This window comes from Streptomyces telluris (genome assembly GCF_024519335.1).
Taxonomy (GTDB): Bacteria; Actinomycetota; Actinomycetes; order Streptomycetales; family Streptomycetaceae; genus Streptomyces; species Streptomyces telluris.
Genome location: NZ_JANIID010000019.1, coordinates 17,514 through 42,958, shown reverse-complemented (window position 1 = coordinate 42,958; position 25,445 = coordinate 17,514). Strand labels below are relative to the sequence as shown.

The window sequence follows — 25,445 nt, the reverse complement described above, 5'->3', positions numbered from 1 at the left end:
CTGGGCGCGGACGCAGAGAGGGGCGGCCCTGATGGGCCGCCCCTGAACCCCCCGCGCGTGCGGGGACCACGTCACACCTGGACGCGACGCTCCACCACGTCAACGAGCTTCGCCAGCGCCTGGTCGCGCGGGATGCCGTTCTCCTGCGAACCGTCGCGGTAGCGGAAGGACACCGTGCCGGCCGCCATGTCCTCGTCGCCGACGATGATCATGAACGGAACCTTGAGCTTCTGGTGGTTCCTGATCTTCTTCTGCATGCGGTCCGAGGAGGCGTCCACCTCGACCCGCAGGCCCTTCTTCTTCGCGTCGGCCGCGAACTCCTGCAGGTACTCGACGTGCGCGTCGCCGATCGGGATGCCGACGGCCTGCACCGGGGCCAGCCACGCCGGGAACGCACCCGCGTAGTGCTCCAGGAGCACCGCGAAGAAGCGCTCGATCGAACCGAACAGCGCGCGGTGGATCATGACCGGCTGCTGGCGCGAGCCGTCCGCCGAGGTGTACTGCAGGTCGAAGCGCTCCGGCAGGTTGAAGTCGAGCTGGATGGTCGACATCTGCCAGGTGCGGCCGATCGCGTCCTTGGCCTGCACCGAGATCTTCGGGCCGTAGAACGCCGCGCCGCCCGGGTCGGCGACGAGCTCCAGGCCCTGCTTCTCGGCCACCTTGCGCAGCGTCTCGGTGGCCTCCTCCCAGGCCTCGTCCGAGCCGACGAACTTCTCCGGGTCCTTGGTGGAGAGCTCCAGGTAGAAGTCGTTCAGACCGTAGTCGCGCAGCAGGTCCAGGACGAAGGTGAGGGTGCGGTCGAGCTCCTCGCCCATCTGCTCGCGGGTGCAGTAGATGTGCGCGTCGTCCTGCGTGAAGCCGCGGGCGCGGGTGAGGCCGTGCACGACGCCCGACTTCTCGTACCGGTACACGGTCCCGAACTCGAACAGGCGCAGCGGCAGCTCACGGTACGAGCGTCCCCGGGCGTCGAAGATCAGGTTGTGCATCGGGCAGTTCATGGGCTTGAGGTAGTAGTCCACGCCCTCGTCGAGCTGCATGGGCGGGTACATGCCGTCGGCGTACCAGTCCAGGTGGCCCGAGGTCTCGAAGAGCTTCCCCTTGGTGGCGTGGGGGGTGTAGACGAACTCGTACCCCTCTTCCTCGTGCCGCTTGCGGGAGTAGTCCTCCATGACCCGGCGGATGATGCCGCCCTTGGGGTGGAAGACGGCCAGGCCCGAGCCGATCTGCTCCGGGATGGAGAAGAGGTCCAGCTCCGAGCCGAGGCGGCGGTGGTCGCGCTTCTCGGCCTCGGCCAGGAAGTCCAGGTGCGCCTTCAGCTCGTCCTTCGACGGCCACGCGGTGCCGTAGATGCGCTGGAGCATCGGGTTCTTCTCGCTGCCGCGCCAGTACGCGGCGGCGTTGCGCATCAGCTTGAACGCCGGGATGACGCGGGTGGTGGGCAGGTGCGGACCGCGGCAGAGGTCCTTCCAGCACAGCTCGCCGGTCTTCGGGTCCAGGTTGTCGTAGATCGTCAGCTCGCCGGCGCCGACCTCGACGTCCGCGCCGTCGTCGTGCGAGGCGGAGCCCTTGAGGCCGATCAGCTCCAGCTTGTACGGCTCGGCCGCGAGCTCGTCGCGGGCCTCCTCGTCGGTGACGACGCGGCGGGAGAAGCGCTGGCCGCGCTTCTGGATCTCCTGCATCTTCTTCTCGATGGCCTTGAGGTCATCGGGGGTGAAGGGCTTCTCGACGTCGAAGTCGTAGTAGAAGCCGTCCTTGACCGGCGGGCCGATGCCCAGCTTGGCCTCGGGGAAGAGCTCCTGCACGGCCTGGGCCATGACGTGCGCGGTGGAGTGGCGCAGGATGTCGAGGCCGTCCTTGGAGGAGACCTCGACGGGCTCGATCTCCTCGCCGTCGGCGACGACGTACGCGAGGTCCTTGAGCTCGCCCGCGACGCGCGCGGCGACGATGGTGCGCTCGCCGGAGAAGAGGTCGGCGGCCGTAGTGCCCGTCGTCACCACGCGCTCTTCCCGCTCGGAATCGCGTTGGATGATCACACGGACGTCTGACACCGGTCTCTCCTGACGTATGGGTCGCCGCAGCGGTCACTGCGCGCCTGAATCGTACCGAGAGCGGCAGCCTGGTCGCGAAACGGTTTACCCGGGTGACCGGGGAGGGTGCGGTTTCACTCGCCTCCGCACGCTTCCTCGAAGAAGTCGATGTTCTCGTGCAGCGACTTCAGCAGGCGGTCCCGCTCGCCGTCGTCGACCCGTACGGGCATGACGTCGCGGGCGTCGACGAGGCGCCGGAAGCCGCCCCTGCTCTCCAGGCGGCCGCTCATGCGGACGGGCATGCCGAGGAGGTGGGCGTGGCCGGCGATCCGGTAGTCGTCCTCGTCGAGGGTGGCGCGGACCTGGGGCACGTCCGCGCCGGCGAGGATCCTCAGCCGTACGGTTCCGGGCCCGCCCCGGTCCTCGCGGCGCATGCGGACGACCACTCCGGTGAGCTGTACGGCGACGGGCGGCTCGTCCCGGATGTAGCGGGCGCCGGCCTCGCGGAGCACGGGGAGGTCGGCGGGGGCGAAGGCGACCGGCTCGGGGCGGGCGGCGAAGCCGTCGGGCGGGCCCACCGCGGGGGCCCAGTGCAAGGTGATGCGGATGCCTTCGGAGCCGCGGACGAGTGCGCCGATCGCTTCGGTCAGCTCCTGGCAGACGCCCGCCTCGACGGCCGGCCCGAAGGCGTCGGGCGCGCCGGTGGCCCGCTGGCGGTCGGTGGCGTCGCGGGCGGCGTAGAGGGCGCGCAGGAGTGCGGTGGTGACGGGCCTGCCGTCGGGGCCGGGAGCCGCGCCCGTGCCGACGGGCAGGAAGGTGGTCAGCTCCCGGCCGCCCGCGGCGGTGCCGGTCAGCAGGCGGCCGAGGGCGGTCTCGGCCTGCCTGCGGTGGCGCGCGCCGTGGTAGCCGGCCGTGCCGCGTGCGGTCAGGGCGGCGGCGAGGAGCAGGGCGCGGGCGCCGGCGCGCAGCTGTTCCTGGGCGGCCCAGGCGGCCGCGGGTGCCTCGGGTTCGGAGGCGTCGCGCTGCCAGTGGATCTCGTCGACGGGGGTGTGCAGGGCGATGAGGACGTCGCGTGCGGAGGGGGCCGGGCTGTGCCGGAGCGCGGCGAGCGCCTCGGCGACGAGGTCGGCGCTGTCGGGGTAGGCGCGGCTGTCGGGGACGAGCAGGCTGGTGCGGCCGCGGGCGCCGGTGGCGTCGGGGGGTGTCCAGCGGCTGTACGTGCCGGCTGCCGCGCCGCGGCGGCGCCAGCCGTGGCGGGCGAGGAGGGCCGCGAGGACGGCGGGGTCGGCGGTTTCGGGCGGAGGGCCGCCGGGCGGGGCGTGCCGGGTGTGGCGCGAGGGCTCGGTCGGCCGGTGCATCAGGGTCTCCCTCCCGCCCCGACCCGCGTCATGATCTCGCAGAGTGCGCGGTCGTCGAAGACGCGTGTGGCCGGGATCCGCACGGTGGTCCGGCGTCTGCCGGTCACGGGGTGGCCGGCGAGGTTGGTCCAGTAGCAGCAGTGCCTCAGGTGGAGGCTGTCGTGGCCTGCGCGCAGCCAGTCGTCGCGCGATCTCGGCACGATCATCACGACGAGGATCTTGTGGACGGCGACGGGGGTGCGGGCGAGTTTGGCCAGGTGGTCGTTGTCGAGGGTGAAGGCGAAGGTGGGCGCCGGGGCGGCCGGGACGACGGGGGCGGCCGGGTGCTCCGCGGCGGGGGCCCGGGGCGGCGGCTGTACGGCGGGGCGTGGGCCGAGCTGGTAGGTGCATTTGAGCTGCACCTTGATGGTGACCTCGTCGTCGACGGCGTGGCCGGGGGCGGTGTGGCTGATGTGCCAGTCGATGCCGTGGTCGGGGAAGGGCTGGGCCAGTGAGCAGCCGGCGGCCGCGGCGACGGCGTGCAGGTAGCCGATCTGGAGCGTCTCCATGCAGGCGGTGGTGGCGAGCGAGCCGCGTGCGGGGGCGGGTGCGGCGGGCTCGGGAAGCGGGGACAGCAGCCCGCCCGGTTCGGGCCGCGGGAGCGCCATGTCCGAATCCTTCCGGGCGTCTTCGCGCGTTCGATCCGTACAACTGTGTTGTTTCCTTTGCAACTCCCGTGCAAACAACGGCGGTTCGCATGGCTCCGCGGCCGGGTATCACCTGGCGGGGAGGGTGAAACACGCCATTCGCCGGGCAAGTGCGAGGAGTTGTGAACATGTGCTGGTTCGAGGGACCACTCGCCGCGTTCGACACCGAGACCACCGGAGTGGATGTCGAGCACGACCGGATCGTGTCGGCGGCCCTCGTGGTGCAGTCCGCGGCCGAGGCCACTCCGGTCGTGACGCGCTGGCTGGTCGACCCGGGGGTGCCGGTGCCGGAAGGGGCCACTGCGATACACGGGCTGACCGATGCCTACCTGCAGCGGAACGGCCGGTGGCCCGCGCCGGTCATGGAGGAGGTGGCGCGGGCGCTGGCGGTGCAGTCGGCGCGCGGGACGCCGCTGGTGGTGATGAACGCCCCGTTCGACCTGACGCTGCTGGACCGCGAGTTGCGGCGCCACCGTGCCTCGCCGCTGGCGGACTACCTGGGGGCGTCCCCGCTGTGCGTGATGGATCCGTGGGTGCTGGACAAGCACCTGGACCGCTACCGCAAGGGGCGGCGGACGCTGACGGATCTGTGCGCGCAGTACGGGGTGGAGCTGAGGGGTGCGCACGACGCGGCGTCGGACGCGCTCGCGGCGCTGCAGGTGGTGCGGGCGGTGGGCCGCCGGTTCGCGGCGCGGCTGGAGCGGCTGAGCCCTGCGGAGCTGCACGCCCGGCAGGCGGTGTGGCACGCGGCGCAGGCGCGCGGTCTGCAGGCGTGGTTCGCGCGGAACGGGACGGAGGAGGCGTGCGACCCGGCCTGGCCGCTGCGGCCGTCGCTGCCGGCCGCAGCGTGAGGGGTGCGCCGGGGGTCGTGAGAGCCGGGCGGACGAGCGGACGGAATGCGGGCGTGCGGACGGGCAACGCACAAGGCCGGTCCGTCTGTTGACGGACCGGCCTTGCCTGCGTGTGGGCGATACTGGGATCGAACCAGTGACCTCTTCGGTGTGAACGAAGCGCTCTCCCGCTGAGCTAATCGCCCGGGATTCGTGCGGGGTTTCCCCCGGCAACGCACTGAACAATACAGGTCGCGGCGGCTCTCCATCAAATCCCCCGGGTGCCGCCGGCCAGCAGGGCCCGCAGGCCGCGCCGGCCGGCGCGCATCATCCAGGCGTGGTTGGCCACGAAGAGGGGCCTGGCGGGCAGGGCGAGCCGCCTGAGCAGGGGTTTGCGGGCCTCCACGTCCTGTTCGAAGCGGGCGGTGCTGGCGGCGGGGCCGTGCGGGAGGACGGTCCAGCGGGCCCAGCCCTCGATGTCTCCGGTCATGGCGATCTCGAGGACGCGGGCGACGGGGTCGTGGCGGCGGGCGCGGACGGCCACGGTCAGGTCGTAGGGGAGGAAGGAGCGCACGCGGGCGGTGCCGGTGACGGCGTCGGCCCGGTCGACTTCTCGGACCTGGGGCCACCAGGCGGGGTAGCCGTCCACGGCTTCGAGGCGGGCGTAGACGGCGTCGGGCGGGGCGGCCAGGGCCCATGCGCCGTGGAAGCGGTAGCGGTGGGCGGGGGCGAGGGCCGCGGCCAGGAAGGGCATGGGGCCAGCGGACACCCAAAGACCGAGGGTCCGCAAGGGGTGAACCTTGCGGACCCTCGGTCCTGTGATGTGGGCGATACTGGGATCGAACCAGTGACCTCTTCGGTGTGAACGAAGCGCTCTCCCGCTGAGCTAATCGCCCGGGCGCACCGCAAACATTACCGCATGTCAGACGGTGCTTTGAACCGGCGGCGGGCCGGTCAGCCGCCTACCTTCCACGGCATGACCATGCCGAACTTCCAGAGGTAGATCCCGACGAGGGCACCGGCGATCACCAGGCCCGTCACGGTGAGGATGATGTTGCGCCGCCGGACCCGGGGGTCGAGGGCGCGCTGGGCGGCCTCGGTGACCTTCCGCTTGGTCCAGCGCAGCACGAGCTGGGCCCAGACGAACTCCGTCGCCCAGATGGCCATGCCTCCGAAGATCACGAGCCAGCCCGGGCCGGGCAGGGGCAGCATGATGATGCCCGCGACGACGACGGCGAGGCCGACGATGAAGACGCCCACCTGCCAGCTCACGTGCAGGGGCCGCGAGCGCTTGATGAAGTGGGGGGCGCGCGAGCCGAGGGCGGGCTCGGCCGCGCCCCCGTCCTTCGTCCCGTCCCCCGCCGCGGCGTCCTGCCGCCGGTCACTCTCCGCATTCATGAGCCCCAACCTACCGGACCGATCCTGAACTCACCGGAATGGCGGTATTCCCCGTCCGGCGACTGGGCCGTCCGAGGTATCCGAACAGCCTCAAAACGGTCAGAGGGGTTTACAACGGCACCGTAGGTGGCATGTCGATTTCGCCGACGTGCGAATCCCCGAGCGCACACTGAGCGAAAGGCCCTGGCGCTTATGAACACCACGGTCAGCTGCGAGCTGCACTTGCGCCTCGTCGTGTCGAGCGAATCCTCACTGCCTGTCCCCGCAGGCCTGCGGTACGACACGGCCGATCCGTATGCCGTGCACGCCACCTTCCACACCGGAGCCGAAGAGACGGTCGAATGGGTCTTCGCCCGCGACCTGCTCGCCGAAGGCCTGCACCGACCCACCGGCACCGGCGACGTCCGCGTCTGGCCGTCCCGCAGTCACGGTCAGGGCGTCGTGTGCATCGCGCTGAGCTCCCCGGAGGGCGAGGCGCTGCTGGAGGCCCCCGCGCGGGCCCTGGAGTCCTTCCTCAAGCGGACGGACGCCGCGGTGCCGCCGGGCACCGAGCACCGTCACTTCGACCTGGACACCGAGCTCTCCCACATCCTGGCGGAGAGCTGAGTCCGGGCCGGGGCTGACCCGGAGCGCGCCAGCCCACTCGGGGAGGCTGCGCGCCACATCTCGCACACAGGGCACGGCACGGCGCCGTCGTCCGCGGACCGTTCCGCGGCCGGCGGCGCCGTCGCGACGAGGGGGCCGCACGGATGCCGCCCAGCCAGTAAGGTCGGGGGCCGCGGTCGAACACTTGCCGCCTCCGTCCGGCCAGGGAGCGTACGAACGTGCAGATCAACCACGACACCAAGGCTGCGCTCGACTCCGTCGTCGACCTCCTCAACGCGGGTCCGCAGGACCTGGCGGAGCTGCGCGCCTTCACGGAGCGGCACGGCATCATCACGGTCGACGCGCTGCGGGAACGCGATGTCGCGGCGGTGCGCTCGATACGCGAGCGGTTCGGGCGGATCTTCGACGCCGCGAGCACGGGGGAGGCCGCGCGGCTGATCAACGAGCTGGTGGCCGAGGCGGGCACCACGCCGCAGCTGAGCGCGCACGACGGCTACGACTGGCACGTGCACTACTTCGCGCCCGGTGCGGCGGTGGCCGAGAACCTCGCCGCGGACGGCGCCATGGCGCTGGCCTTCCTGCTGGTCGCCGGCGAGCGCGACCGGCTGCGGCGGTGCAACGCGCCGGACTGCGGGCACGCCTTCGTGGACCTGTCCCGCAACCGCTCGCGCCGCTACTGCGACGGGCGCACGTGCGGGAACCGGCTGCACGTCGCGGCCTACCGGGCGCGGCGCCGGGGCGCCGAGTCCGCGGACTCCGGCGCTTCGGTCTGATTCCGGGCAGAACGAGTCCGATATCGGGGTTGAATCGGGGCGGAACCCCGCTTCTCCACCGGGCGCACGGGGAAAATGCGGGCGGGCGAATACGCACCCGGTGAATTACCCGGAAAACAGTCCGCGGGCACCTCCCCCGCACCGGCGTCCCGGTGTACTGATCGGATGGTCCGTCATATTCCGTGCTTCTTGAGAATCGCCTCGATATCCGAGAAGTCCTCACCGTCGCCCGATTTCTTCGCCCCGCCCTGCGGACGGCCCGCGGCGCGCCCCGGGCCCAGTGACGGAGCGGAGGCGGCGGGGGCCATGGCGTCGCGCTGCGCAGCGGCCGCCGCGGCCTTGCGCTCCTTGCGGCCGCCCCCGGCGCCGCGGCGCTCGGCCGCCCTGCTCACCACGAACAGCAGGGCCGAGAGCGCGAGGATCCCGAAGCCGGCCCAGACGCTCGGCTTGAAGACGACGTCGGTGAGCCACTGCACGATCCCGGTCAGGACCAGCCCGATGGGGACGAGGGAGAAGGCCGCGATCCGCGTCGCCGCGAGGAAGCGCCGGCGGTAGGCCGTCAGCGCGGCGATGCCGAGGCCCGCCGCGGACACCGCGGCACAGATGGTCGAGGTCAGCATCGGGCTCCTCCTGGACTTCGCTTGCGGGCTCGCCCTTCCATCGTGCACCCCGCGCGGCCGGCCGGGCCATGGCCGGACGCCGGGCTCAGGGAGATCTCGGGGTCATCCCTGACCGCCCGGGGAGGCACCCGGAGGCCCGGAGGGCCGCCTCCCCCGCCGCCTGGAAGACTGGCCGCATGAGCGAGACCAACACCGCCCCCGTCGTCCTCGACGTGTGGTGCGAGCTGCAGTGCACCGACTGCCGTACCGCCCTGGACGACCTGCGGGCGCTGCGCGCACGCTACGGCGACCGGCTGGACGTGCGGCTGCGCCACTTCCCCCTGGAGAAGCACAAGCACTCCTACGCCGCCGCGCAGGCCGCCGAGGAGGCGGCCGAGCAGGGGCAGGACTGGCCGTACGCCGAGGCCGTGCTCGCGCGGGCCGAGGAGCTGGCCGAGCGCGGCGAGAAGGTGCTGGCCGAGGCGGCCCGCGGGCTCGGCCTGGACGCCGAGGAGCTGGACACCGCCCTGGTGGACGGCCGGCACATGCTGATCGTCGACGCGGACCAGGCCGAGGGCAAGGCCATCGGCGTGACCGGCACTCCCACGTACGTCATCGGCGGCGAGCTGCTGGACGGCAGCAAGAACCAGGACGGGCTGCGGGCGCGCATCGAGGAGATCGCCGACCGGCTGCTGGCGGAGCGCAGCGGGTCGTAACGGGGTGTAGTGGAACGTAGCGGGTCGCAGCAACCCGCGGGGAGGCCGTCGCCGGAGCGGCGGCCGTCGCTTAGAGCAGCGGTTTGTACAGGTGGTACGCGATGGGCAGGTAGCCCAGTGACTCGTACAGCCGCAGCGCCGGGGTGTTGCCGGCGAAGACGTTGAGGCCGAGGGTCCGCGCGCCGTGCGCGAGAACCTCGGCCTCCGCCAGCAGCATCAGGGACCTGCCGTGGCCGCGGCCCCGGTGCGCGGGTACGACCTCGACGTCGTAGACGTAGGCGTCCGGTGCGTCCGGACCCTCGTCGCGCAGTGCCGCCCAGAGGGTGCCGACGGGGGTGCCCTCGTGGGTGAGGACGCGCAGCATGGTGCCGGCGGTGGCGGCGCCGTCGGGCAGCAGCGCGAGGGCGTCCGCGTCGGCCTTGGCGCGGGCCTCCGCGGCCGGGACGCCGCCGTCGGTCCAGTCCTGCACGTATCCGGCGCGGGATTCCTCCCGCCAGCCGGTGTACTCGGCGTCGGTCATCCGCCGCCCTTCGCTGCCCTCGGGCAGCCGGGGGGCGGCGGTCAGCGTTTTGGCCATGGTGCGGCTGCGTTCGACGTAGCCGAGGGCGCCGGCAAGCCCGAGGCCGACCTCGGCGCCGGCGTCGACGGACAGCTCGATGCGGGTGCAGCCCCAGCCGCGCAGCACCTCCTCGGCGGCGAGCGCGGCGACGGTGCCGCGGCCGCGGTGCCGGTCGCGCTCGTCGATGGAGAGCCGGACGATGCGGCCGGCGGCCGGGCCGAAGCGGTGGTCGGTGGCGAGGTCGACGGTGCCCACGGGCCTGCTGTTGACGCAGACCTCGTACGCGCGGGACCGGGCGCCGCCGGGGCCGCGCTGCTCGGGTGCGGTGGGCCGCAGGGTGGTGGTCACCTTCGTGTTGTACCGGTCCGGCGGCCGCGCGTCACGGGGTTTGCGGGGAGCGGTGTGTGCGCCCGCGGAGCCCTTGCAGTCCGTGCGGCCTTTGCAGCTTGCGCAGCTTTTGCGGCCCTTACGGGTCGAGGTCCGCCGCCGCCTGCTCGTCGAAGGTCCGGGCGGCCTTGGCGGTCACCGGGCCGGGGGCGGCGGGCAGTTCCCGGCCGTCGACGGCGCGCACGGCCTGGACGTCGCGGAGGGTGGAGGTCAGGAAGACCTCCTCGGCGCGCTCCAGGACGTCGTAGGGCAGGTTCGTCTCCTTGGCCCCGGTCCACTCCAGGACGAGGGCGCGGGTGATGCCGGCGAGGCACCCGGAGGCGAGGGGCGGGGTGTGCAGCTCGCCGTCGAGGACGACGAACACGTTGGAGGCGGTGCCCTCGCACAGCGCCCCGGCGGTGTTGGCGAGCAGGGCCTCGCCGGCGCCGTGCTCCCTGGCGCGGGCGAGGGCGACGACGTTCTCGCCGTAGGAGGTGGACTTGATGCCGGCGAGCGCGCCGCGTTCGTTGCGGGTCCAGGGCACGGTCACGACGGCGGTGGTGTCGGGGCGCCGGGGCGTTGCGGCGACCGCGACGACGAGGGTGGGGCGGGCTTCGCCGCGCTCGGAGCCGAGGGGGGCGAGGCCGCCGGTGTAGGTGATGCGCAGCCGCCCGAGCGGCATGGGGTTGGCGTCGAGGACGGCCGCGCAGGCGTGCCGGATCTCGTCGAGGTCGGGCTCGGGAAGGCCCAGGGCGCGGGCGGAGGCGGTCAGCCTGGCGAGGTGGCGGGTGAGGGCGAAGGGGCGGCCCTGGACGGCCTTGAGCGTCTCGAAGACGCCGTCGCCGACGGTCAGACCGTGGTCGAGGACCGAGACGCGCGCGCCGTCGGCGTCCTGCAGCGAACCGTTGAGCCAGATCGTCACCGTGTCGTCCCTCCGAGCGGCTGATGGATGCCGGAGCCCGACGCTATCGCGAGCAGCCGCGAAGCCTTGAGCTCCGTCTCGGCCCACTCGCGCTCGGGGTCGGAGCCCCAGGTGATGCCGGCGCCGGTGCCGAAGCGCAGGACGGGGCCGGGGGCGGCGGTGCGGTCGATCCAGAAGGTGCGGATGCCGACGGCGAGCTGGCCGGTGCCGCGGTCGGCGTCGACCCAGCCGACGCCGCCGCAGTAGGGGCCGCGGGGGGCCGTCTCCAGGGCCCGGATGATCTGCAGGGCGCTCTCCTTGGGGGCGCCGGTGACCGAGCCGGGCGGGAAGGTGGCCGAGAACAGCTCGGCCCACCCCGCGCCGTCGGCGATCCTGCCGCGCACGGTGGAGACGAGGTGGACCAGTCCGGGGTGGGGTTCGACCGCGCAGAGCGCGGGGACGGTCACGGAGCCGGTGGCGCAGACTCGCCCGAGATCGTTGCGGACGAGGTCCACGATCATCACGTTCTCGGCGTGGTCCTTCTCCAGCAGGTCGGCGGCGGTGCGGCCGGTGCCCTTGATCGGGCCGGACTCGACGGTGCGGCCGGTGCGGCGCAGATAGAGCTCGGGAGAGGCGGTGGCGACCTCGACGCCGTGGGCGGGCAGGCGGACGCAGCCCGCGTAGGGGGCGGGGTTGTCGCGCGCGAGGAGGGCGGTGAGGGCGTCGACGTCGGCCGCGGCGGGGTCGGGCAGGGGCGCGCTGAGGACGCGGCAGAGGTTCGCCTGGTAGACCTCGCCGGCCGCGATGTGCTCGCGGATGCGGCGGACGCCGGCGGTGTAGGCGGCGCGGTCCAGGGAGCTGGTCCAGTCCCCGGCGGCCGGGCCGTGCCACCGGGCGGAGGCTGCGGGGCGGGGCGGGGCCGGCCGCACGTCGCCGAAGCGCGCGCAGGTCAGCCGCCCCTCGAAGTCCGCGACCACCGCCCACCAGCCCGTGGACTCCAGGGCTGCCGGGTCGCGGGTCACGTCGCGCAGATCGGTGGCGAGGAGGCCGCCGAAGCGGGCCATCGGAGGGAGGCTCGGGGGGAAGCTGTGCACGTCATCGAGTCTATGGCGGGGGCGTCCGGAGCGGCCCGGGCGAACAATCAGGGCAGCACGCTGCGGAAACGGAATTTGAGCTGGCGCTGGAATCCGCTAGAGTTCAACACGTCGCCGGGACGCGGAAGCGAACCGGACAGACACTGCGGACGTAGCTCAGTTGGTAGAGCACCACCTTGCCAAGGTGGATGTCGCGAGTTCGAGTCTCGTCGTCCGCTCGAGTTGGGGGATCTTCCCGAACCCCCGCACTCCTGGTGGAGTGGCCGAGAGGCGAGGCAACGGCCTGCAAAGCCGTCTACACGGGTTCAAATCCCGTCTCCACCTCCAAGGACGATTAGCTCAGCGGGAGAGCGCTTCCCTGACACGGAAGAGGTCACTGGTTCAATCCCAGTATCGTCCACCAGGGTCTTCACAGACCTTCCCGCGCGATTAGCTCAGCGGGAGAGCGCTTCCCTGACACGGAAGAGGTCACTGGTTCAATCCCAGTATCGCGCACGCTGTACCTGCGGAAACGCAGTGCATCCCGGACGATTAGCTCAGCGGGAGAGCGCTTCCCTGACACGGAAGAGGTCACTGGTTCAATCCCAGTATCGTCCACCAGGGTCTTCACGGACCCTCCCGCGCGATTAGCTCAGCGGGAGAGCGCTTCCCTGACACGGAAGAGGTCACTGGTTCAATCCCAGTATCGCGCACACCGATCGGCCGGAGGCCGGGGCTCAAGGGCTCCGGCCTCCGGCCGTTTCCGCAGGCGGCAAGGCCGGGAAAAGCGGAGGGCGAAGGGCAATACGAAGGGCCGGGCGCCTCCCCAGGTGCCCGGCCCTTCGTGCCGTCCGCCGTACCCCCGTCCCCACGGGGTTGATCCGCCGGCTTGTCCCCGGCCCGGGCCGCTCTCCCGGGCCCGGGGCGCTCAGCGCCCCAGCATTCCGGCGACGGACGACGCTTGTGTGACGACGGCGTCCCAGCCGCCGAAGAGGACGGCGAGGAACGCCGCCAGGGGCACCACCATGACCACGGCGACAGCCGGGTGCCGGGTGCCGGAGGGCCTGGGGGCGAAGAGGCCCGTGACCAGGTCGGCGGCCCGGTGACCGCGCGACCGGATGACCGTACGTCCCGCCGTTTCCGCCATGGTTCCGCTCCTGGTGTGTGGGCCTGTCCCCCGCCGTGTGAAGTCGCACGAGCGGCGGGCGTCTGACCTCGGGGGACGAGTGCTGCACCCGCCGCTCGATCTCCACACTAGGGGCGCGGGCCCGGCCGGGCGTCATGCCCTCGTATCGATTGGCGGGCATCCGGGAGGATGAGCGGACGCCGGGCGGCTACTCCCCTGGTTGGACACGGGCGTCCCCGCCCTTGGGGTCTTCCCGGAGGGGGCGCCCGGAGACGGCCGGGAATCCCCCGGGCCGGGGTGACTTCGGTCACTTCCACCCCGCCCCCGGCCTTAACGATCTTCACAGTCCCGGCGGCCCCTCCCCTGCCCGTCGCACACGCCCCAGCCGCCCCTCCCGCCTCGGCAGGAACGAGGGGCTCCGGGCCGGGCACGGCCCCAATCCCCCTGCGGACACGGCTCCTTGGCGCCGCTCCCCCGCGCCCGGGGTGAGCGAGCGCCGGCCCGGGCCCGCCGCCCGCCGTCCGCGCCGGGTGCGGGCAATCCACTCGCCGACGCATGCGCGGCCTATCAGCGCGCCCGCCCGTCAATCCGTAAGCTGTGCCACGTCAGACGGACCGGGCAGCGGGGATGAAGATGGCGATGATGCGGCTCCGGCGCGAGGACCCGCGTGTCGTCGGCTCGTTCCGGCTTCACCGCCGGCTCGGCGCGGGCGGCATGGGTGTGGTGTACCTCGGCTCCGACCGGCGCGGGCAGCGCGTGGCGCTGAAGGTGATCCGGCCGGACCTCGCCGAGGACCAGGAGTTCCGCTCGCGGTTCGCGCGCGAGGTGCAGGCGGCCCGGCGCATCCGCGGCGGCTGCACGGCGCGGCTGGTGGCCGCCGACCTGGACGCGGACCGCCCGTGGTTCGCGACGCAGTACGTACCGGGGCCCTCCCTGCACGACAAGGTGAACGAGGAGGGGCCGCTGTCGGCGGCTCAGACCGCCTCCATCGGGGCGGCGTTGGCCGAGGGACTGCTCGCCGTGCACGACGCGGGCGTGGTCCACCGGGACCTCAAGCCCTCGAACATCCTGCTGTCCCCCAAGGGCCCGCGCATCATCGACTTCGGCATCGCGTGGGCCACCGGCGCGAGCACCCTGACCCACGTGGGCACGGCGGTGGGCTCGCCCGGCTTCCTCGCCCCCGAACAGGTGCGCGGCGCCGCCGTCACGCCCGCCACGGACGTCTTCGCCCTCGGCGCGACCCTCGCCTACGCCTCCACTGCGGACTCGCCCTTCGGCCAGGGCAGTTCGGAGGTCATGCTCTACCGGGTCGTCCACGAGGAACCGCAGCTCATGGCCGTACCGGACGCCCTGGCGCCGCTGATCCACGCGTGCCTGGCCAAGGATCCCGAGGAGCGGCCGAGCACGCTGCAGCTGTCGCTGCGGCTGAAGGAGATCGCCGCCCGCGAGGCGCAGGGCCTCTCCGAGGGCCGGCATCCCCTGGCGCGGCGCGACCCCGAGCGGCCGTCGGGCCGCCGGGCCGCGGACTACGCGGAGCAGCGCACCGAGCGGCCCACGGTCAAGGCGCCTGCGCCGCACCCGCACGTCCCGCAGGGCCGGCCCGAGCCCGGCCGCCGTCCGGCCGCGCGGCCGGGCCGGGCCAACGGGGCTGCCGGACCCGGGCAGTCCGGCAGGGGCGCCGCCGGGGCCGCTGCCCGGCGCGGCGGGCAGCCCGCGGCCCGTACGGGTTCCGGCGCCCGGCGGCCGGCGCGGGACCCGCGGCTGCTGCGGCAGCGGCTGACCGTCTTCGTGGTGGTGACGCTGCTGGTCGCCCTGGGCATCGCCGTCGCGCAGGGCTGCCAGGGTCCCGAGCGGAACACGGACGGGCTGCAGCAGGTGCCTTCGGTCTCCCGGAGCGACCAGCCCGGGCAGCAGGTACGGCACGGACAGCAGGGCTTCTTCGGGGCGCCGGGCGGGCACTGACCGCCGGCAGGCTCGGCTCAGGCGCGTGCTGCCCGGCCCGCCGGGCGGGCCCCGGTCCTGCGGTCCTCAGTCCTGCGGGCGGCCCGCCGTCACCGCGTAGAACGACACGGCGGCCGCCGCGCCCACGTTGAGCGAGTCGATTCCGTGGGCCATGGGGATGCGCACCCACTCGTCCGCCGCCATCAACGCGCGCGTGGACAGGCCCTCGCCCTCGGCACCCAGCATGAGGGCGACCCGCTCCAGCCGGTGCGGGGCCGCCGCGTCGATGGACGTGGCCTTCTCGTCCGGGGTGAGGGCCAGGATCCGGAAGCCCGCCTCGCGCACGGTCTCCAGGTCGCGCGGCCAGGTCTCCAGGCGCGCGTAGGGCACGGAGAAGACGGCGCCCATGGAGACCTTCACCGAACGCCGGTAGAGCGGGTCCGCGCAGTCGGGGGAGAGCAGGACCGCGTCCATGCCGAGGGCCGCCGCGCTGCGGAAGATGGCCCCGATGTTCGTGTGGTCGTTGACCGCCTCCATGACGGCGACGCGGCGCGTGCTCCGCAGCAGCTCCGCGGCGGACGGCAGGGGCTTGCGCTGCATGGAGGCGAGGGCCCCGCGGTGGACGTGATAGCCCGTCACCCGCTCGGCGAGGTCGGGGCTCACGGCGTAGACGGGGGCCGGCGCCTCGTCGATGACGTCGCGCATGACGTCGACCCACTTGGCCGACAGCAGCATCGAGCGCATCTCGTACCCGGCGTGGCGGGCGCGCCGGATGACCTTCTCGCCCTCGGCGATGAAGAGCCCTTCGGCGGGTTCGCGGCGGCGGCGCAGCTCGACGTCGGTCAGGCCCGTGTAGTCGTGCAGGCGCGGGTCGTCGGGGTCGTCGATGGTGATGATGTCGGCCATGTTCTCGGTCCTCGGTGCGGGGTGCTCGGTCGCGGGCGGGGCGGTGGGCTCTAGCGGCCGGTTCCGGTGCCGATCGTCACCACGTCGCCGATGACGATGACCGCGGGGGGCCGTATGCCTTCCGCCGCGACGCGCTCGCCGACGGTGGCCAGGGTCGCGTCGACGCGCCGCTGGGCGGCGGTGGTGCCCTCCTGCACGACGGCGACGGGCGTGGCGGCGGGGCGGCCGTGCCGGACGAGGACCTCGGCGATGGCGCCGATGTTCTCGACCGACATCAGCAGGACGAGGGTGCCGCGGAGCCTGGCGACGGCCTCCCAGTCGACCAGGGACCGCGGGTCGGCGGGGGCGACGTGGCCGCTGACGACCGTGAACTCGTGCGCGACGCCGCGGTGGGTGACGGGGATGCCGGCGGCGCCGGGGACGCTGATGGTGCTGGAGATGCCGGGGACGACGGTGCACGGGATGCCGTGCTCGGCGAGGGCCTGGGCCTCTTCCATGCCGCGGCCGAAGACGAAGGGGTCGCCGCCCTTGAGGCGCACGACCGACTTGCCGGCCCTGGCGTGCTCGATCAGGGCGTTGTTGATGGCTTCCTGGGCCATGAAGCGGCCGTACGGGATCTTCGCGGCGTCGATGACCTCGACGTGCGGGGGGAGCTCGTCGAGGAGGTCGCGCGGGCCGAGGCGGTCGGCGATGACGACGTCGGCCTGGGCGAGGAGGCGGCGGCCGCGCACGGTGATGAGGTCGGGGTCGCCGGGGCCGCCGCCGACGAGGGCGACGTGGCCGGTGGCGGTGTCGTGGCCGTCACCGGCGCCCGTGGAGCGGGGGCGGAAGTGCGGGGCGGTCAGGGAGCCGTCGCGCAGGCCCTCGATGATCGCGTCGCGGACGGCGGCGGAGCGGCGGGGGTCGCGGCCGGTGAGCACGGCGACGGTGACGCCCTCGCTGCGGCCGGTGGCGGGCGTCCAGGCGGAGGCGGCGTCCGCGTCGTCGCTGCGCACGGCCCACACGCGCCGGGCCTCGGCCTCGGCGGAGGCGGCCCGGTTGGCCTCGGGGTCGTCGGTGGAGATCAGGGCGTACCAGGCGCCGTCGAGGTCGCCGTCCCGGTAGCGGCGGCGCTCCCAGCGCAGTTCGCCGGTGTCGGCCATCGCTTCGACGGAGGGGGTGGCGGAGGGGGAGACGAGGACGACGTCCGCACCGGCGGCGAGCAGGGCGGGCAGCCGGCGCTGGGCGACCTGCCCGCCGCCGAGGACGACGACGCGGCGGCCGGAGAGGCGCAGTCCGACGGGGTAGGCGACGGCTTCGTTGTGCTCGGCCATGGGCGTGCGGTTCTCCTCGTGGGCGGGCGAATGCGCTGGTGGGGACACCCTACGGTGCGACGGGGGGCCGGGGGCGGGGTGGGACGGGCGCTTCCGCCGGCGGCACGTGGCGAACCCCCCACGCGCCGGGGGCGTGTGGGGGGTTCGCCGTGGGTCGTCAGGCCTTTTCGGTGACGCCCGCCGTGTCGAACGTGGCCACCTCGTGCATGGCGCGGGCGGCGCTCTGCACGATCGGCAGGGCCAGCAGGGCGCCCGTGCCCTCGCCGAGGCGGAGGTCGAGGTCGACCAGGGGGCGCAGGCCGAGCTTCGTCAGCGCCGCGACGTGGCCCGGCTCCGCGCTGCGGTGGCCGGCGATGCAGGCCGCGAGCGCCTCGGGGGCGATGGCGCGGGCCACGAGGGCCGCGGCCCCGGCGCTCACGCCGTCCAGGATCACCGGCGTGCGCAGGGACGCGCCGCCGAGGATCAGGCCGACGAGGGCCGCGTGCTCCAGGCCGCCGACGGCGGCGAGGACGCCGATGGGGTCCTTCGGGTCCGGCTGGTGCAGTTCGAGGGCGCGCCGGACGACGTCGACCTTGCGGGCGTGCATCTCGTCGTTGATGCCGGTGCCGCGGCCGGTGATCTCGGCCGGGTCGGCCTCGGTGTAGACGGAGATGAGGGCGGCCGACACCGTGGTGTTGGCGATGCCCATCTCGCCGGTGAGGAGCGCCTTGTTGCCGGCCGCGACCAGGTCGCGGGCGGTCTCGATGCCCACCTCCAGGGCGTGCATCGCCTCCTCGCGGGTCATGGCGGGGCCGGTGGTGATGTCGGCGGTGCCGGCGCGGACCTTGCGCGGCAGGAGGCCGGGGGTGCTGGGCAGCTCCCCCGCGACGCCGACGTCCACGACGCAGACCTCGGCGCCGACCTGGTTGGCGAACGCGTTGCACACGGCGCCGCCGCCCAGGAAGTTGGCCACCATCTGGGAGGTGACCTCCTGCGGCCACGCGGTGACGCCCTGGGCGTGCACCCCGTGGTCGCCGGCGAAGATCGCGACGGCGGCGGGCTCGGGGATCGGCGGCGGGCACTTGCGCGACAGGCCGCACAGCTGCGCGGAGATGATCTCCAGCATGCCGAGCGCGCCGGACGGCTTGGTCATGCGCTTCTGCCGCTCCCACGCCTCGCCGAGCGCCTTGGCGTCCAGCGGGCGGATGCCGCGCAGGGTCTCGGCGAGCAGGTCGTGCGGCTCCTCGCCGGGCAGGGCCCGGCGGCCGTACTCCTCCTCGTGCACCACCCACGACAGCGGCCGACGCTTGGACCAGCCGGCCTGCATCAGCTCGGGCTCGTCCGGGAACTCGTCGACGTACCCGACGCACAGGTAGGCGACGACCTCCAGGTGCTCGGGCAGGCCCAGGGTGCGGACCATCTCGCGCTCGTCGAAGAAGCTGACCCAGCCGACGCCGAGGCCCTCGGCGCGGGCGGCGAGCCAGAGGTTCTCGACGGCCAGCGCGGAGGAGTACGGGGCCATCTGCGGCTGGGTGTGGCGGCCCAGGGTGTGGCGGCCGCCGCGGGTGGGGTCGGCGGTGACGACGATGTTGACGGGCGTCTCGAGGATCGCCTCGATCTTCAGTTCCTTGAACTGCTTGGCCCGGCCCTTCGGCAGCGACTTGGCGTAGGCGTCGCGCTGGCGCCGGGCCAGTTCGTGCATGGCCTGCCGGGTCTCCGCGGAGCGGATGACGACGAAGTCCCAGGGCTGGGAGTGGCCGACGCTGGGGGCGGTGTGCGCGGCCTCCAGGACGCGCAGCAGCACCTCGTGCGGGATGGGGTCGGTGCGGAAGCCGTTGCGGATGTCGCGCCGCTCGCGCATCACGCGGTGCACGGCCTCGCGCTCGGCGTCGCCGTACCCGACGGCGGCGGGCACCTCGGGCTGCGGCTCGGCAGGGGCGGCCTCCTCCGCCGGGGCGGCCTCGGCCTCGCGGGGCGCGGGAACGACCGGTTCCTGCGCCTCGGCGGGCTCGGCGGGGGCCTGCTGGGGGGCGGCGTCGGCGGGGGCCTCGGGTGCGGTGGCCGGGGTGATGACCTGGGGGCCTGCGGGGGCGGCCGCCCGGGCGTCGTCCTCGGCGGCCGGCTCGGGCAGGTCGGCTGCGGTCTGCTCCGGCGCCGGGGTCTGCGCTGCGTCCTCGGTCGCGGGTGCCTGCGGTTCGGAGATGGTGGCCTGCTCGGTCTGCGGTACGCCGGCGACGGCGTGCGGGTCGGACGGGGCGGACGGGTCGCCGGTGGGAACGGCGGGCGCGGCGTCGGCGGGCGTGCCGGGGGCGGCGGCCTGCTCGGGCTGCGGGGCATCGGGCTGCTGCGCGACCGGGGCGGGGCCGGATCCGGCCTCGGCAGCGGCCGGGGCGGAGTCGGACTCGGCCCCCGCCCGGGCCTCGGCAGCGGCGGCGGCCTGCTCAGGCTGCGGGGCAGCAGCAGCCGCGTCGACCGGGCCGGACGGTTCACCGGCGGGAACGACCGGCTCGGCGGCGGGCGTGCCGGCCTCGGCGGCCTGCTCGGGCTGCGGAGCATCGACCGGCTGCGCGACCGGGGCGGGACCGGACTCGGTCCCGGCCTCGGCGACAGCGGCGGCCTGCTCAGGCTGCGGGGCGGCAGCGGGCGCGTCCATCGGCTCGGACGGTTCACCGGCGGGGACGGCGGGCTCGGCGGCCTGCTCGGGCTGCGGAACGTCGACCGGCTGCGTGACCGGGGCGGGACCGGACCCGGCGCCCGCCTCGGCGACGGTCTCAGGCTGCGTGGCAGCAGCGGGCTCGTCAACCGGTGCGGACTCACCGACGGGAACGACGGGCTCGGCGGCGGGCGTGCCGACCTCGGCGGCCTGCTCGGACTGCGGAGCATCGACTGGCTGCGCGACCGGGGCGGAACCGGACTCGGCGCCCGCCTCGACCTGGACAGCAGCGGAAGCGTCGACCGGCGCGGTCTTGGCGGCCTCCGGCACGGAGGCGGCGGGCCCGGCAGCCGGACCGGCCTGCGGCACGGCCTGGGCCTCCGCCGCCGCTACGGGCTCGGCAACGGCGTCGGCAGCCTGGTCGGCCTGCGTTGCGACGGCGGAAGCACCCGCCGCGGGCTCGGCACCGGCGGGCTGCTCGGGCTGCGGGATACCCGCCTGGGCGTCCGGAACGGGCTCGGCAGCGGCGGCTTCAGCGGGAGCGGCAGGAGCGGCGGCGGAAGCATCCGCCACGGGCACCGGACCGGCCGCCTGCTCGGGCTGCCCGGCCTCGGGCTGCGCCTCGACCTGTGCCTCCACCGCGCCCTCGGCAGCGACCGGGGCGGCGGCCTGCGCGTCCACCGCGGGGTCCGCGACGACGGGAGCCGCGGCTTCGGCAACCTGCTCCGCCTGCGGCGCGGTGACGGAGGCGTCCGCCACCGGCACGGAACCGGCGGCCTGCACCGCCACGTCCTGCGCCTCTGCCGCCACGGCCTCGGCCCGGACGGCGGCCTGCGCGTCCGCCACGGGAGCGGCTACGGCAGCCGCCTCCGGTGCGGGCCGGGCCACGTCCGGCGTCTCGGGAGCCGCGAGCTGCTCCGGCGTTCCGTCGACGACCGGGGCGGTCTGCACCGGGGGTTCGCCGACGGGAGCGACCGTCGCGGCGGCCTCTGCCGACAGGGCGTCAGCGAGGACGGCGGCCTGGTCGCCGGGGGCCTGCGGAACATCGGCGGGGGCGGCGGCCTCGGCGGCCGGCGTCGGCGGGACCTCGGCCGGAGCCTGACCCTGGTCGGCCGGAACGGCGGTCTGCTCCGGCTCGGCCGCACCGGCCGGGACACCGGGAGCCGCGACGGCCTCGACGGCCTCGGCGACCTCGGCAACCTGCTCAGGCTGCCCGGCATCGGCGGCGGGAGCCTCGGTCACGACCGGCTCGGCCACGACCGGCTCGGCCGCGAGCGGCTCGGCGGCCGCCGCAGGCTGGGGCTCCACTACGACCTGGTCGGCCGGGGCGGCCTCCGGGACCGGGTGCGGGTCCGGCGCGGGGGCGAGCGCGGGCTCGGCGCCCGCGGCGGGAGCCGCCTGCGCATCGGCCTGCGGAGCCTCGGCGGGCGCGGCCACCTGCTCGGCCTCGGCGGCAGGCGCCGGAGCGACGTCCGCCACGACGGCGGCCTGGGGAGCCGGTTCGGCCGCGACGCTCGGCGGTACGTGGACCTGCCCGGTGGCCGCGGCGACCACGGCGTCGATGGCGCTGAGCCCGGTCGAGGGCGCCGTGCCGACGGCCGGCTCGGCGGCGACGGGGTGTCCGGCGGGCTGCTCCGGGGCGGCTGACTGCACGTCAACGGCGGGGGCGGCGGGGCCGGCCGCCTGGGGCGGCACGAAGGCCGCGGCGGGCGGCTGCGGCTGGGCGTCCCACGTGCCCGGCTGCTGCTGCGGCACCTCGCCGAGGCGCGGGGCCTGCTGAAGGCCCGTCTCGTCGGTGGTGGCGTCGAGGTATTCGGGGCCCGGTGCGGGCGCCGCCGGGGATACGGGCGGGAAGCCCGGGGCGGGGGCCGGCGCGGCGGGGCCGCGGTCGGCCAGGGAGCGGACGACTCCGCCGGTGGGGTCCGGGACGGGCGGGCCCATGTGCAGGGGGCGGCGCGGTGCCGCGGGGGCGGCGGGCGGCTGGCCCACGGCGGCCGGGGGGATGCGGACGTCGCCGTAGTCGACGGAGCCGGTGTCGCGTCCGCCGCTCTCGTGCGTGCCGCCCTGGACGGCCGGCTGCTCCATCCAGGCGCCCTGGGCGCCCGGCATCAGCAGGAGGTCGTCCTCGTCGGCACCGTCCGGCTCCGTGCCGTCCCCGTGGTCGAGGAAGGTGAACGCGGCGGGGGCTCCGGGGTCGGCAGGGGCTACGGCGTCCGCGGGGAACGGGTGGCCGGGCAGTGCGCCTGCGTTCTCCGGCTGTCCCTCGCCCGGGAACTGGCCGGTGTCGGTCATGCGTACCCCTCGCCCATCGGTAGTGCTCCTTCCAACCGCTCACGCCCATAGTCAAGAACGAGCGTCCGTGCCTCGCGGCACGTTGTACGTCGCCCGCCCCTACCTTGCCGTGCCCCCGCCAAAAGGAGGGTGCGTTCGGGACATTGACGACTGTGGTGTCGGACACCGAGGGGCGGTACAACGATCCGCCAGCCTACCCTCCGCCCGGCGGGGCGGGGTCACAGGTGGGTACGGCGTCCGCTCAGCAGGAAGGCGACGGACCGTTCGCGCTCGGCCCAGGCGGCGGGGTCGAGCTCCACGGCCTGGAGCAGGGTGCATTCGACGGCGTAGCCGCCCTCGGCGAGGGCGCGGCCGACGGCCTCGGCCTCGTCGCGGGTGGCGGCGTGGGCGACGATGCGCTCGGGGCGGCGGGCGGCGCAGGCGGCGACGACGGGGGCGCCTCCGCCGCCGACGCGGACGACGTCGGGTTCGGGGAGGTCCTCCAGGACCTGGGGGGCGGCGCCGTGGACGACCTGGAGCTGGACGCCGTAGCGGCGGGCGACGGCGGTGGTGCGGGCGCAGGCGTCGGCGTCGCGGTCGACGGCGATGACGGCGGCGCCGAAGCGGGCGGCCTCGACGGCGGCGGCGCCGCTGCCGGAGCCGATGTCCCAGACGAGGTCGCCGACGCGGGGGCCGAGGCGGGCGAGTTGGGCGGCGCGCAGTTCGGTGGCCTCGCCCTCGCCGAGGTCGCTGCCGTAGGCGTCGGCGGGCAGGGCCCAGCCGCGGACGGCCGGGGGGTAGCCGGGGTCGCGGCCGGCGATCCAGCCGCCGCCGGCGCGGGGGCGGGTCGCTCCCCAGCCGGGGACGGTGGCGGGCGTGGCGCCGGCGCCGCCGATGACGATGACGACGTTGGGGTCGCGCCAGTGGTGGTCGGGGGCCTTGTCGGAGGTGAGGACGGTGACCTGTTCGCGCTCGGTGCCGAGCTCCTCGCAGATGACGAAGGTGCGGTGGACGTCGCCGAGGAGGAGGGCGAGTTCCGCGGGGCCGGCGCCGGGCGAGGTGAGGACGGCGACCTTGGTGTGGGCGCGGCAGACGTTGACGGCGCGGCGCAGGTCGCGGCTGTGGGCGACGACGATCTGGGCGTCGTCCCAGGGCATGCCGGCGCGGGCGAAGGCGGCGGCGACGGAGGAGACGGCGGGCACGACCTCGACCTCCAGGCCGTGCTGGGGGGCGCGCAGGGTGCGGACGACGCCGAAGAAGCCGGGGTCGCCGTCGGCGAGGACGACGGCGGAGCCGCGGTGGCCGGCGATGCGGCGGGCGGCGAGGTCGACGCTGCCCAGGCGGATGCGCTCGGCGGCGGGCGGGACTTCGGGCAGGCCGAGGTGGTGGGCGGCGCCGGCCACGAGGGTGGCGGCGGCCAGGGCGGAGCGGGCCGCGTCCGTGAGTGGTGAGCCGTCCCACCCGATCACCGTGACCCGGTCGGCCATCGTCGTCATTCTCCTGGGCTTGTCGGCGCGTCTGCGGGCGGGTCTGTCGGCGGGAAGTGCGGAAGCGGGGGGCGGGGCAGGGCGAGCGTACCCCCTATTGGTCCGGACCTTCCCCGGTCCGGATGCGGTGACCGGGCCCGCCCGGCCCGCGGCCGGAGCCGCTCCGGGACCGGCGGGTGTCAGGACCAGTCGTGGAAGGCGGCAGCGTAGCCGGGGTCCCCCGCGGGCCGCTCGCGCATTTCGTCGAGGTCCTCGGGGAGGAGGCTCCAGATGATGAGGTCGGTGCGGAGCTCGGTCCAGCCGCCGTCCTCGGTGCGGCCGCGTCCTATCCAGGCGTTGCGCAGCACGCCCTCGCTGATGCAGCCGATCTTCTGGGCGACCTGCTGGGAGGCCGTGTTGTCGGCGGCGGTGCGCAGCTCCAGGCGCTCGAACTTCTGGTCGCGGAAGAGCCACTCGGCGACGGCGAGCACGGATTCGCAGGCGTAGCCCTCGCCGCGGGCCCACGGGGCGACGACGTAGCCGACCTCGGCGGACAGGGCCCGCCAGTCGGTGTGGTGGAGGTGGACGCAGCCGACGAGGCGGTGGGTGAGGAACTCGGTGACCGCAAAGACGATTCCGCGCCCGTCGGTGCGCTCGGCCGGGGCCTCGCGCAGGGCCCAGTCACGGGCGTGGGCGGTGGTGTAGGGGTGGGGCACCGAGGTCCAGGCGGTGACGAGTTCGTCGCTCATCATCTCCGCGAGCGCGGGCACGTCCTCGGCTTCGAACGGGCGCAGCACCAGCCGGTCCGTACTGATGGAGATGTCCGGGAAGGTGGATGTCATGTGCTGCTCCAACGCCGGGGAAGTGGGCTCGGGACGGGGCGCTCCGGGCTTGAGTGCACCAGCATGCAGCATCGATGCGTGCGTGCGCCAAGCGCGTCGGCCCCGCGCACGCCGATGGGTGCGCGGGGCCTGGGGCCACAGGGGCGTCTGTGGTTACGGAAGCGACAGGCGGGGTCAGCCCTTCACCGCGCCGAAGGCGGGGAGGACGGCACCGTTGCTGAACTTCTGCTCGATGAACTTCTTCACCTCGTCGGAGTTGAGGAGCTTGGCGAGCTTCTGGACGCGCGGGTCGGACTCGTTGCCCTTCTTCACGGCGAGGAAGTTGGCGTAGGGGTTGCCGTCGGCCTTCTCCAGGGCGATGGCGTCCTTGGCCGGGTTGAGCTTGTGGCCGATGGCGAAGTTGCCGTTGATGACGGCGGCGTCGACGTCGGCGAGGCGGGAGGGGATCTGGGCGGCCTCGAGCTCGGTGAACTTGATGCCCTTGTCGTCCTTGATGTCCGAGAGCTTGGCCCCGGAGCCGACGCCGTCCTTCAGGACGATGACGCCGTTGTCGGCCAGCAGCTTCAGGGCGCGGCCCTCGTTGGTGGCGTCGTTGGGCACGGCGATGGTCGCGCCGCTGCCGAGGTCGCCGGCCTTCTTTACCTTTTCGGAGTACAGGCCGAGCGGCTCGATCTCGACGTTGACGACCGGGACGATGTCGGTCTTCTGCTTCTTGTTGAAGTCGTCGAGGTACGGCTTGTGCTGGAAGAAGTTGGCGTCGACCTCGCCGTTCTGCGTGGCGGTGTTCGGGAGCACGTAGTCGTTGAACTCCTTCACCTCCAGCTTCAGGCCGGCCTTCTCCGCGAGGTTGTCGCGGACGAAGTTGAGGATGTCGCCGTGCGGGGTCGGGCTGGCGGCGACGACGAGCTTGGCGGCCGGGTCGGCGTCCTTGCCCTTCTTCGAGCTGCCGGACGAGGAGGTGTCGGACGGAGCGCTGCACGCGCTCAGGCCGAGGGTGAGTGCGGCGGCGGCCGCGACGGCGGCGGTGAGCTTGACGGTGGTACGCACGAAGAGTGC

Annotated in this window: 21 protein-coding genes and 8 tRNA genes; 11 read left to right on the top strand and 18 right to left on the bottom strand. The window is 74.3% G+C overall.

What is annotated here, in order from left to right; translation table 11 throughout:
- Positions 1 to 71: 71 nt before the first annotated feature.
- From thrS to NQU55_RS20630, 3 genes are all read right to left on the bottom strand, one after another.
- A complete protein-coding gene (thrS, locus tag NQU55_RS20640) occupies positions 72 to 2,048 on the bottom strand; it encodes a threonine--tRNA ligase (RefSeq protein WP_256790940.1) in 1,977 nt (658 codons plus the stop codon).
- A 113-nt stretch (positions 2,049 to 2,161) separates the two neighbouring features.
- Complete coding sequence (locus NQU55_RS20635) at positions 2,162 to 3,385, bottom strand: hypothetical protein (RefSeq protein WP_168096339.1); 1,224 nt, start codon at positions 3,383 to 3,385, stop codon at positions 2,162 to 2,164.
- On the bottom strand, positions 3,385 to 4,032 hold the full coding sequence (locus tag NQU55_RS20630; RefSeq protein WP_168096338.1) for a DUF4365 domain-containing protein: 648 nt from the start codon (positions 4,030 to 4,032) through the stop codon (positions 3,385 to 3,387). Before NQU55_RS20630 ends, NQU55_RS20635 begins: the two co-directional genes overlap by 1 nt.
- Positions 4,033 to 4,199: 167 nt before the next feature.
- Between NQU55_RS20630 and NQU55_RS20625 the strand changes: the two genes are divergently transcribed.
- The gene (locus NQU55_RS20625; protein ID WP_168096337.1) at positions 4,200 to 4,922 is read left to right on the top strand and encodes a 3'-5' exonuclease; all 723 of its coding nucleotides are present in this window, start codon (positions 4,200 to 4,202) and stop codon (positions 4,920 to 4,922) included.
- Between the two features lie 113 nt (positions 4,923 to 5,035).
- Here the strand turns inward: NQU55_RS20625 and NQU55_RS20620 are convergent.
- The 4 genes from NQU55_RS20620 to NQU55_RS20605 form a co-directional block, all read right to left on the bottom strand.
- Positions 5,036 to 5,107, bottom strand: a tRNA-Val gene (locus tag NQU55_RS20620).
- A gap of 62 nt (positions 5,108 to 5,169) precedes the next feature.
- Entirely contained in the window at positions 5,170 to 5,655 is a 486-nt protein-coding gene (locus tag NQU55_RS20615; protein WP_168097169.1) for an SRPBCC family protein, read from the bottom strand.
- 70 nt (positions 5,656 to 5,725) lie between these two features.
- A tRNA-Val gene (locus NQU55_RS20610) sits at positions 5,726 to 5,797 on the bottom strand.
- Between the two features lie 58 nt (positions 5,798 to 5,855).
- Positions 5,856 to 6,299, bottom strand: a complete 444-nt coding sequence (locus NQU55_RS20605) for a TIGR02611 family protein (RefSeq protein ID WP_168096722.1) — start codon at positions 6,297 to 6,299, stop codon at positions 5,856 to 5,858.
- A 192-nt stretch (positions 6,300 to 6,491) separates the two neighbouring features.
- Here NQU55_RS20605 and NQU55_RS20600 point away from each other — a divergent pair, with 192 nt between their 5' ends.
- Together NQU55_RS20600 and NQU55_RS20595 are read left to right on the top strand one after the other, a co-directional pair.
- Positions 6,492 to 6,905 carry an SsgA family sporulation/cell division regulator gene (locus NQU55_RS20600; RefSeq protein WP_003959770.1) on the top strand — a complete coding sequence of 138 codons (414 nt, stop codon included), beginning with the start codon at positions 6,492 to 6,494 and terminating at the stop codon, positions 6,903 to 6,905.
- A gap of 218 nt (positions 6,906 to 7,123) precedes the next feature.
- On the top strand, positions 7,124 to 7,678 hold the full coding sequence (locus NQU55_RS20595) for a CGNR zinc finger domain-containing protein (protein ID WP_168096723.1): 555 nt from the start codon (positions 7,124 to 7,126) through the stop codon (positions 7,676 to 7,678).
- Positions 7,679 to 7,851: 173 nt separating this feature from the next.
- Here NQU55_RS20595 and NQU55_RS20590 read toward each other — a convergent pair whose 3' ends face one another.
- Positions 7,852 to 8,298: a hypothetical protein gene (locus NQU55_RS20590; RefSeq protein WP_168096724.1), complete on the bottom strand. Its 447-nt coding sequence runs from the start codon at positions 8,296 to 8,298 to the stop codon at positions 7,852 to 7,854.
- Between the two features lie 176 nt (positions 8,299 to 8,474).
- On the opposite strand from NQU55_RS20590, the gene NQU55_RS20585 reads away from it, so the two are divergent.
- On the top strand, positions 8,475 to 8,993 hold the full coding sequence (locus NQU55_RS20585) for a DsbA family protein (protein WP_168096404.1): 519 nt from the start codon (positions 8,475 to 8,477) through the stop codon (positions 8,991 to 8,993).
- Between the two features lie 70 nt (positions 8,994 to 9,063).
- Here the strand turns inward: NQU55_RS20585 and NQU55_RS20580 are convergent, their stop codons facing one another.
- The 3 genes from NQU55_RS20580 to NQU55_RS20570 form a co-directional block, all read right to left on the bottom strand.
- Positions 9,064 to 9,900 carry a GNAT family N-acetyltransferase gene (locus NQU55_RS20580; RefSeq protein WP_168096405.1) on the bottom strand — a complete coding sequence of 279 codons (837 nt, stop codon included), beginning with the start codon at positions 9,898 to 9,900 and terminating at the stop codon, positions 9,064 to 9,066.
- A gap of 118 nt (positions 9,901 to 10,018) precedes the next feature.
- The gene (locus NQU55_RS20575) at positions 10,019 to 10,840 is read right to left on the bottom strand and encodes an aminotransferase class IV (protein ID WP_168096406.1); all 822 of its coding nucleotides are present in this window, start codon (positions 10,838 to 10,840) and stop codon (positions 10,019 to 10,021) included.
- The gene (locus tag NQU55_RS20570; protein ID WP_168096407.1) at positions 10,837 to 11,883 is read right to left on the bottom strand and encodes a chorismate-binding protein; all 1,047 of its coding nucleotides are present in this window, start codon (positions 11,881 to 11,883) and stop codon (positions 10,837 to 10,839) included. The genes NQU55_RS20575 and NQU55_RS20570 overlap by 4 nt, the downstream gene beginning before the upstream one ends.
- Positions 11,884 to 12,058: 175 nt before the next feature.
- On the opposite strand from NQU55_RS20570, the gene NQU55_RS20565 reads away from it, so the two are divergent.
- The 6 genes from NQU55_RS20565 to NQU55_RS20540 all read left to right on the top strand — a co-directional run bounded on the left by NQU55_RS20565 (position 12,059) and on the right by NQU55_RS20540 (position 12,605).
- A tRNA-Gly gene (locus tag NQU55_RS20565) sits at positions 12,059 to 12,131 on the top strand.
- Between the two features lie 35 nt (positions 12,132 to 12,166).
- A tRNA-Cys gene (locus NQU55_RS20560) sits at positions 12,167 to 12,240 on the top strand.
- 1 nt (position 12,241) lies between these two features.
- A tRNA-Val gene (locus NQU55_RS20555) sits at positions 12,242 to 12,316 on the top strand.
- Between the two features lie 20 nt (positions 12,317 to 12,336).
- A tRNA-Val gene (locus NQU55_RS20550) sits at positions 12,337 to 12,408 on the top strand.
- Between the two features lie 30 nt (positions 12,409 to 12,438).
- Positions 12,439 to 12,513: transfer RNA gene (locus NQU55_RS20545), tRNA-Val, on the top strand.
- A gap of 20 nt (positions 12,514 to 12,533) precedes the next feature.
- Positions 12,534 to 12,605 (top strand) — tRNA-Val (locus NQU55_RS20540).
- Between the two features lie 215 nt (positions 12,606 to 12,820).
- Here the strand turns inward: NQU55_RS20540 and NQU55_RS20535 are convergent.
- A complete protein-coding gene (locus tag NQU55_RS20535; RefSeq protein WP_168094399.1) occupies positions 12,821 to 13,039 on the bottom strand; it encodes a hypothetical protein in 219 nt (72 codons plus the stop codon).
- Between the two features lie 612 nt (positions 13,040 to 13,651).
- Between NQU55_RS20535 and NQU55_RS20530 the strand changes: the two genes are divergently transcribed.
- On the top strand, positions 13,652 to 14,980 hold the full coding sequence (locus tag NQU55_RS20530; protein ID WP_168094400.1) for a serine/threonine-protein kinase: 1,329 nt from the start codon (positions 13,652 to 13,654) through the stop codon (positions 14,978 to 14,980).
- A 66-nt stretch (positions 14,981 to 15,046) separates the two neighbouring features.
- Here NQU55_RS20530 and NQU55_RS20525 read toward each other — a convergent pair whose 3' ends face one another.
- The 6 genes from NQU55_RS20525 to NQU55_RS20500 all read right to left on the bottom strand — a co-directional run bounded on the left by NQU55_RS20525 (position 15,047) and on the right by NQU55_RS20500 (position 25,436).
- Complete coding sequence (locus NQU55_RS20525) at positions 15,047 to 15,865, bottom strand: TrmH family RNA methyltransferase (protein ID WP_168094398.1); 819 nt, start codon at positions 15,863 to 15,865, stop codon at positions 15,047 to 15,049.
- A 50-nt stretch (positions 15,866 to 15,915) separates the two neighbouring features.
- Positions 15,916 to 17,178: a uroporphyrinogen-III C-methyltransferase gene (gene cobA / locus NQU55_RS20520; RefSeq protein WP_168094397.1), complete on the bottom strand. Its 1,263-nt coding sequence runs from the start codon at positions 17,176 to 17,178 to the stop codon at positions 15,916 to 15,918.
- 157 nt (positions 17,179 to 17,335) lie between these two features.
- Complete coding sequence (cobT, locus tag NQU55_RS20515) at positions 17,336 to 22,102, bottom strand: nicotinate-nucleotide--dimethylbenzimidazole phosphoribosyltransferase (RefSeq protein ID WP_168094396.1); 4,767 nt, start codon at positions 22,100 to 22,102, stop codon at positions 17,336 to 17,338.
- Positions 22,103 to 22,320: 218 nt separating this feature from the next.
- A complete protein-coding gene (gene cbiE / locus NQU55_RS20510) occupies positions 22,321 to 23,568 on the bottom strand; it encodes a precorrin-6y C5,15-methyltransferase (decarboxylating) subunit CbiE (RefSeq protein ID WP_256790939.1) in 1,248 nt (415 codons plus the stop codon).
- A gap of 179 nt (positions 23,569 to 23,747) precedes the next feature.
- Positions 23,748 to 24,389 (bottom strand): GNAT family N-acetyltransferase, encoded by a 642-nt coding sequence (locus tag NQU55_RS20505; RefSeq protein WP_168097123.1) that lies wholly within the window; start codon positions 24,387 to 24,389, stop codon positions 23,748 to 23,750.
- A 174-nt stretch (positions 24,390 to 24,563) separates the two neighbouring features.
- On the bottom strand, positions 24,564 to 25,436 hold the full coding sequence (locus NQU55_RS20500; RefSeq protein ID WP_256790938.1) for a MetQ/NlpA family ABC transporter substrate-binding protein: 873 nt from the start codon (positions 25,434 to 25,436) through the stop codon (positions 24,564 to 24,566).
- Between the last annotated feature and the right edge of the window lie 9 nt (positions 25,437 to 25,445).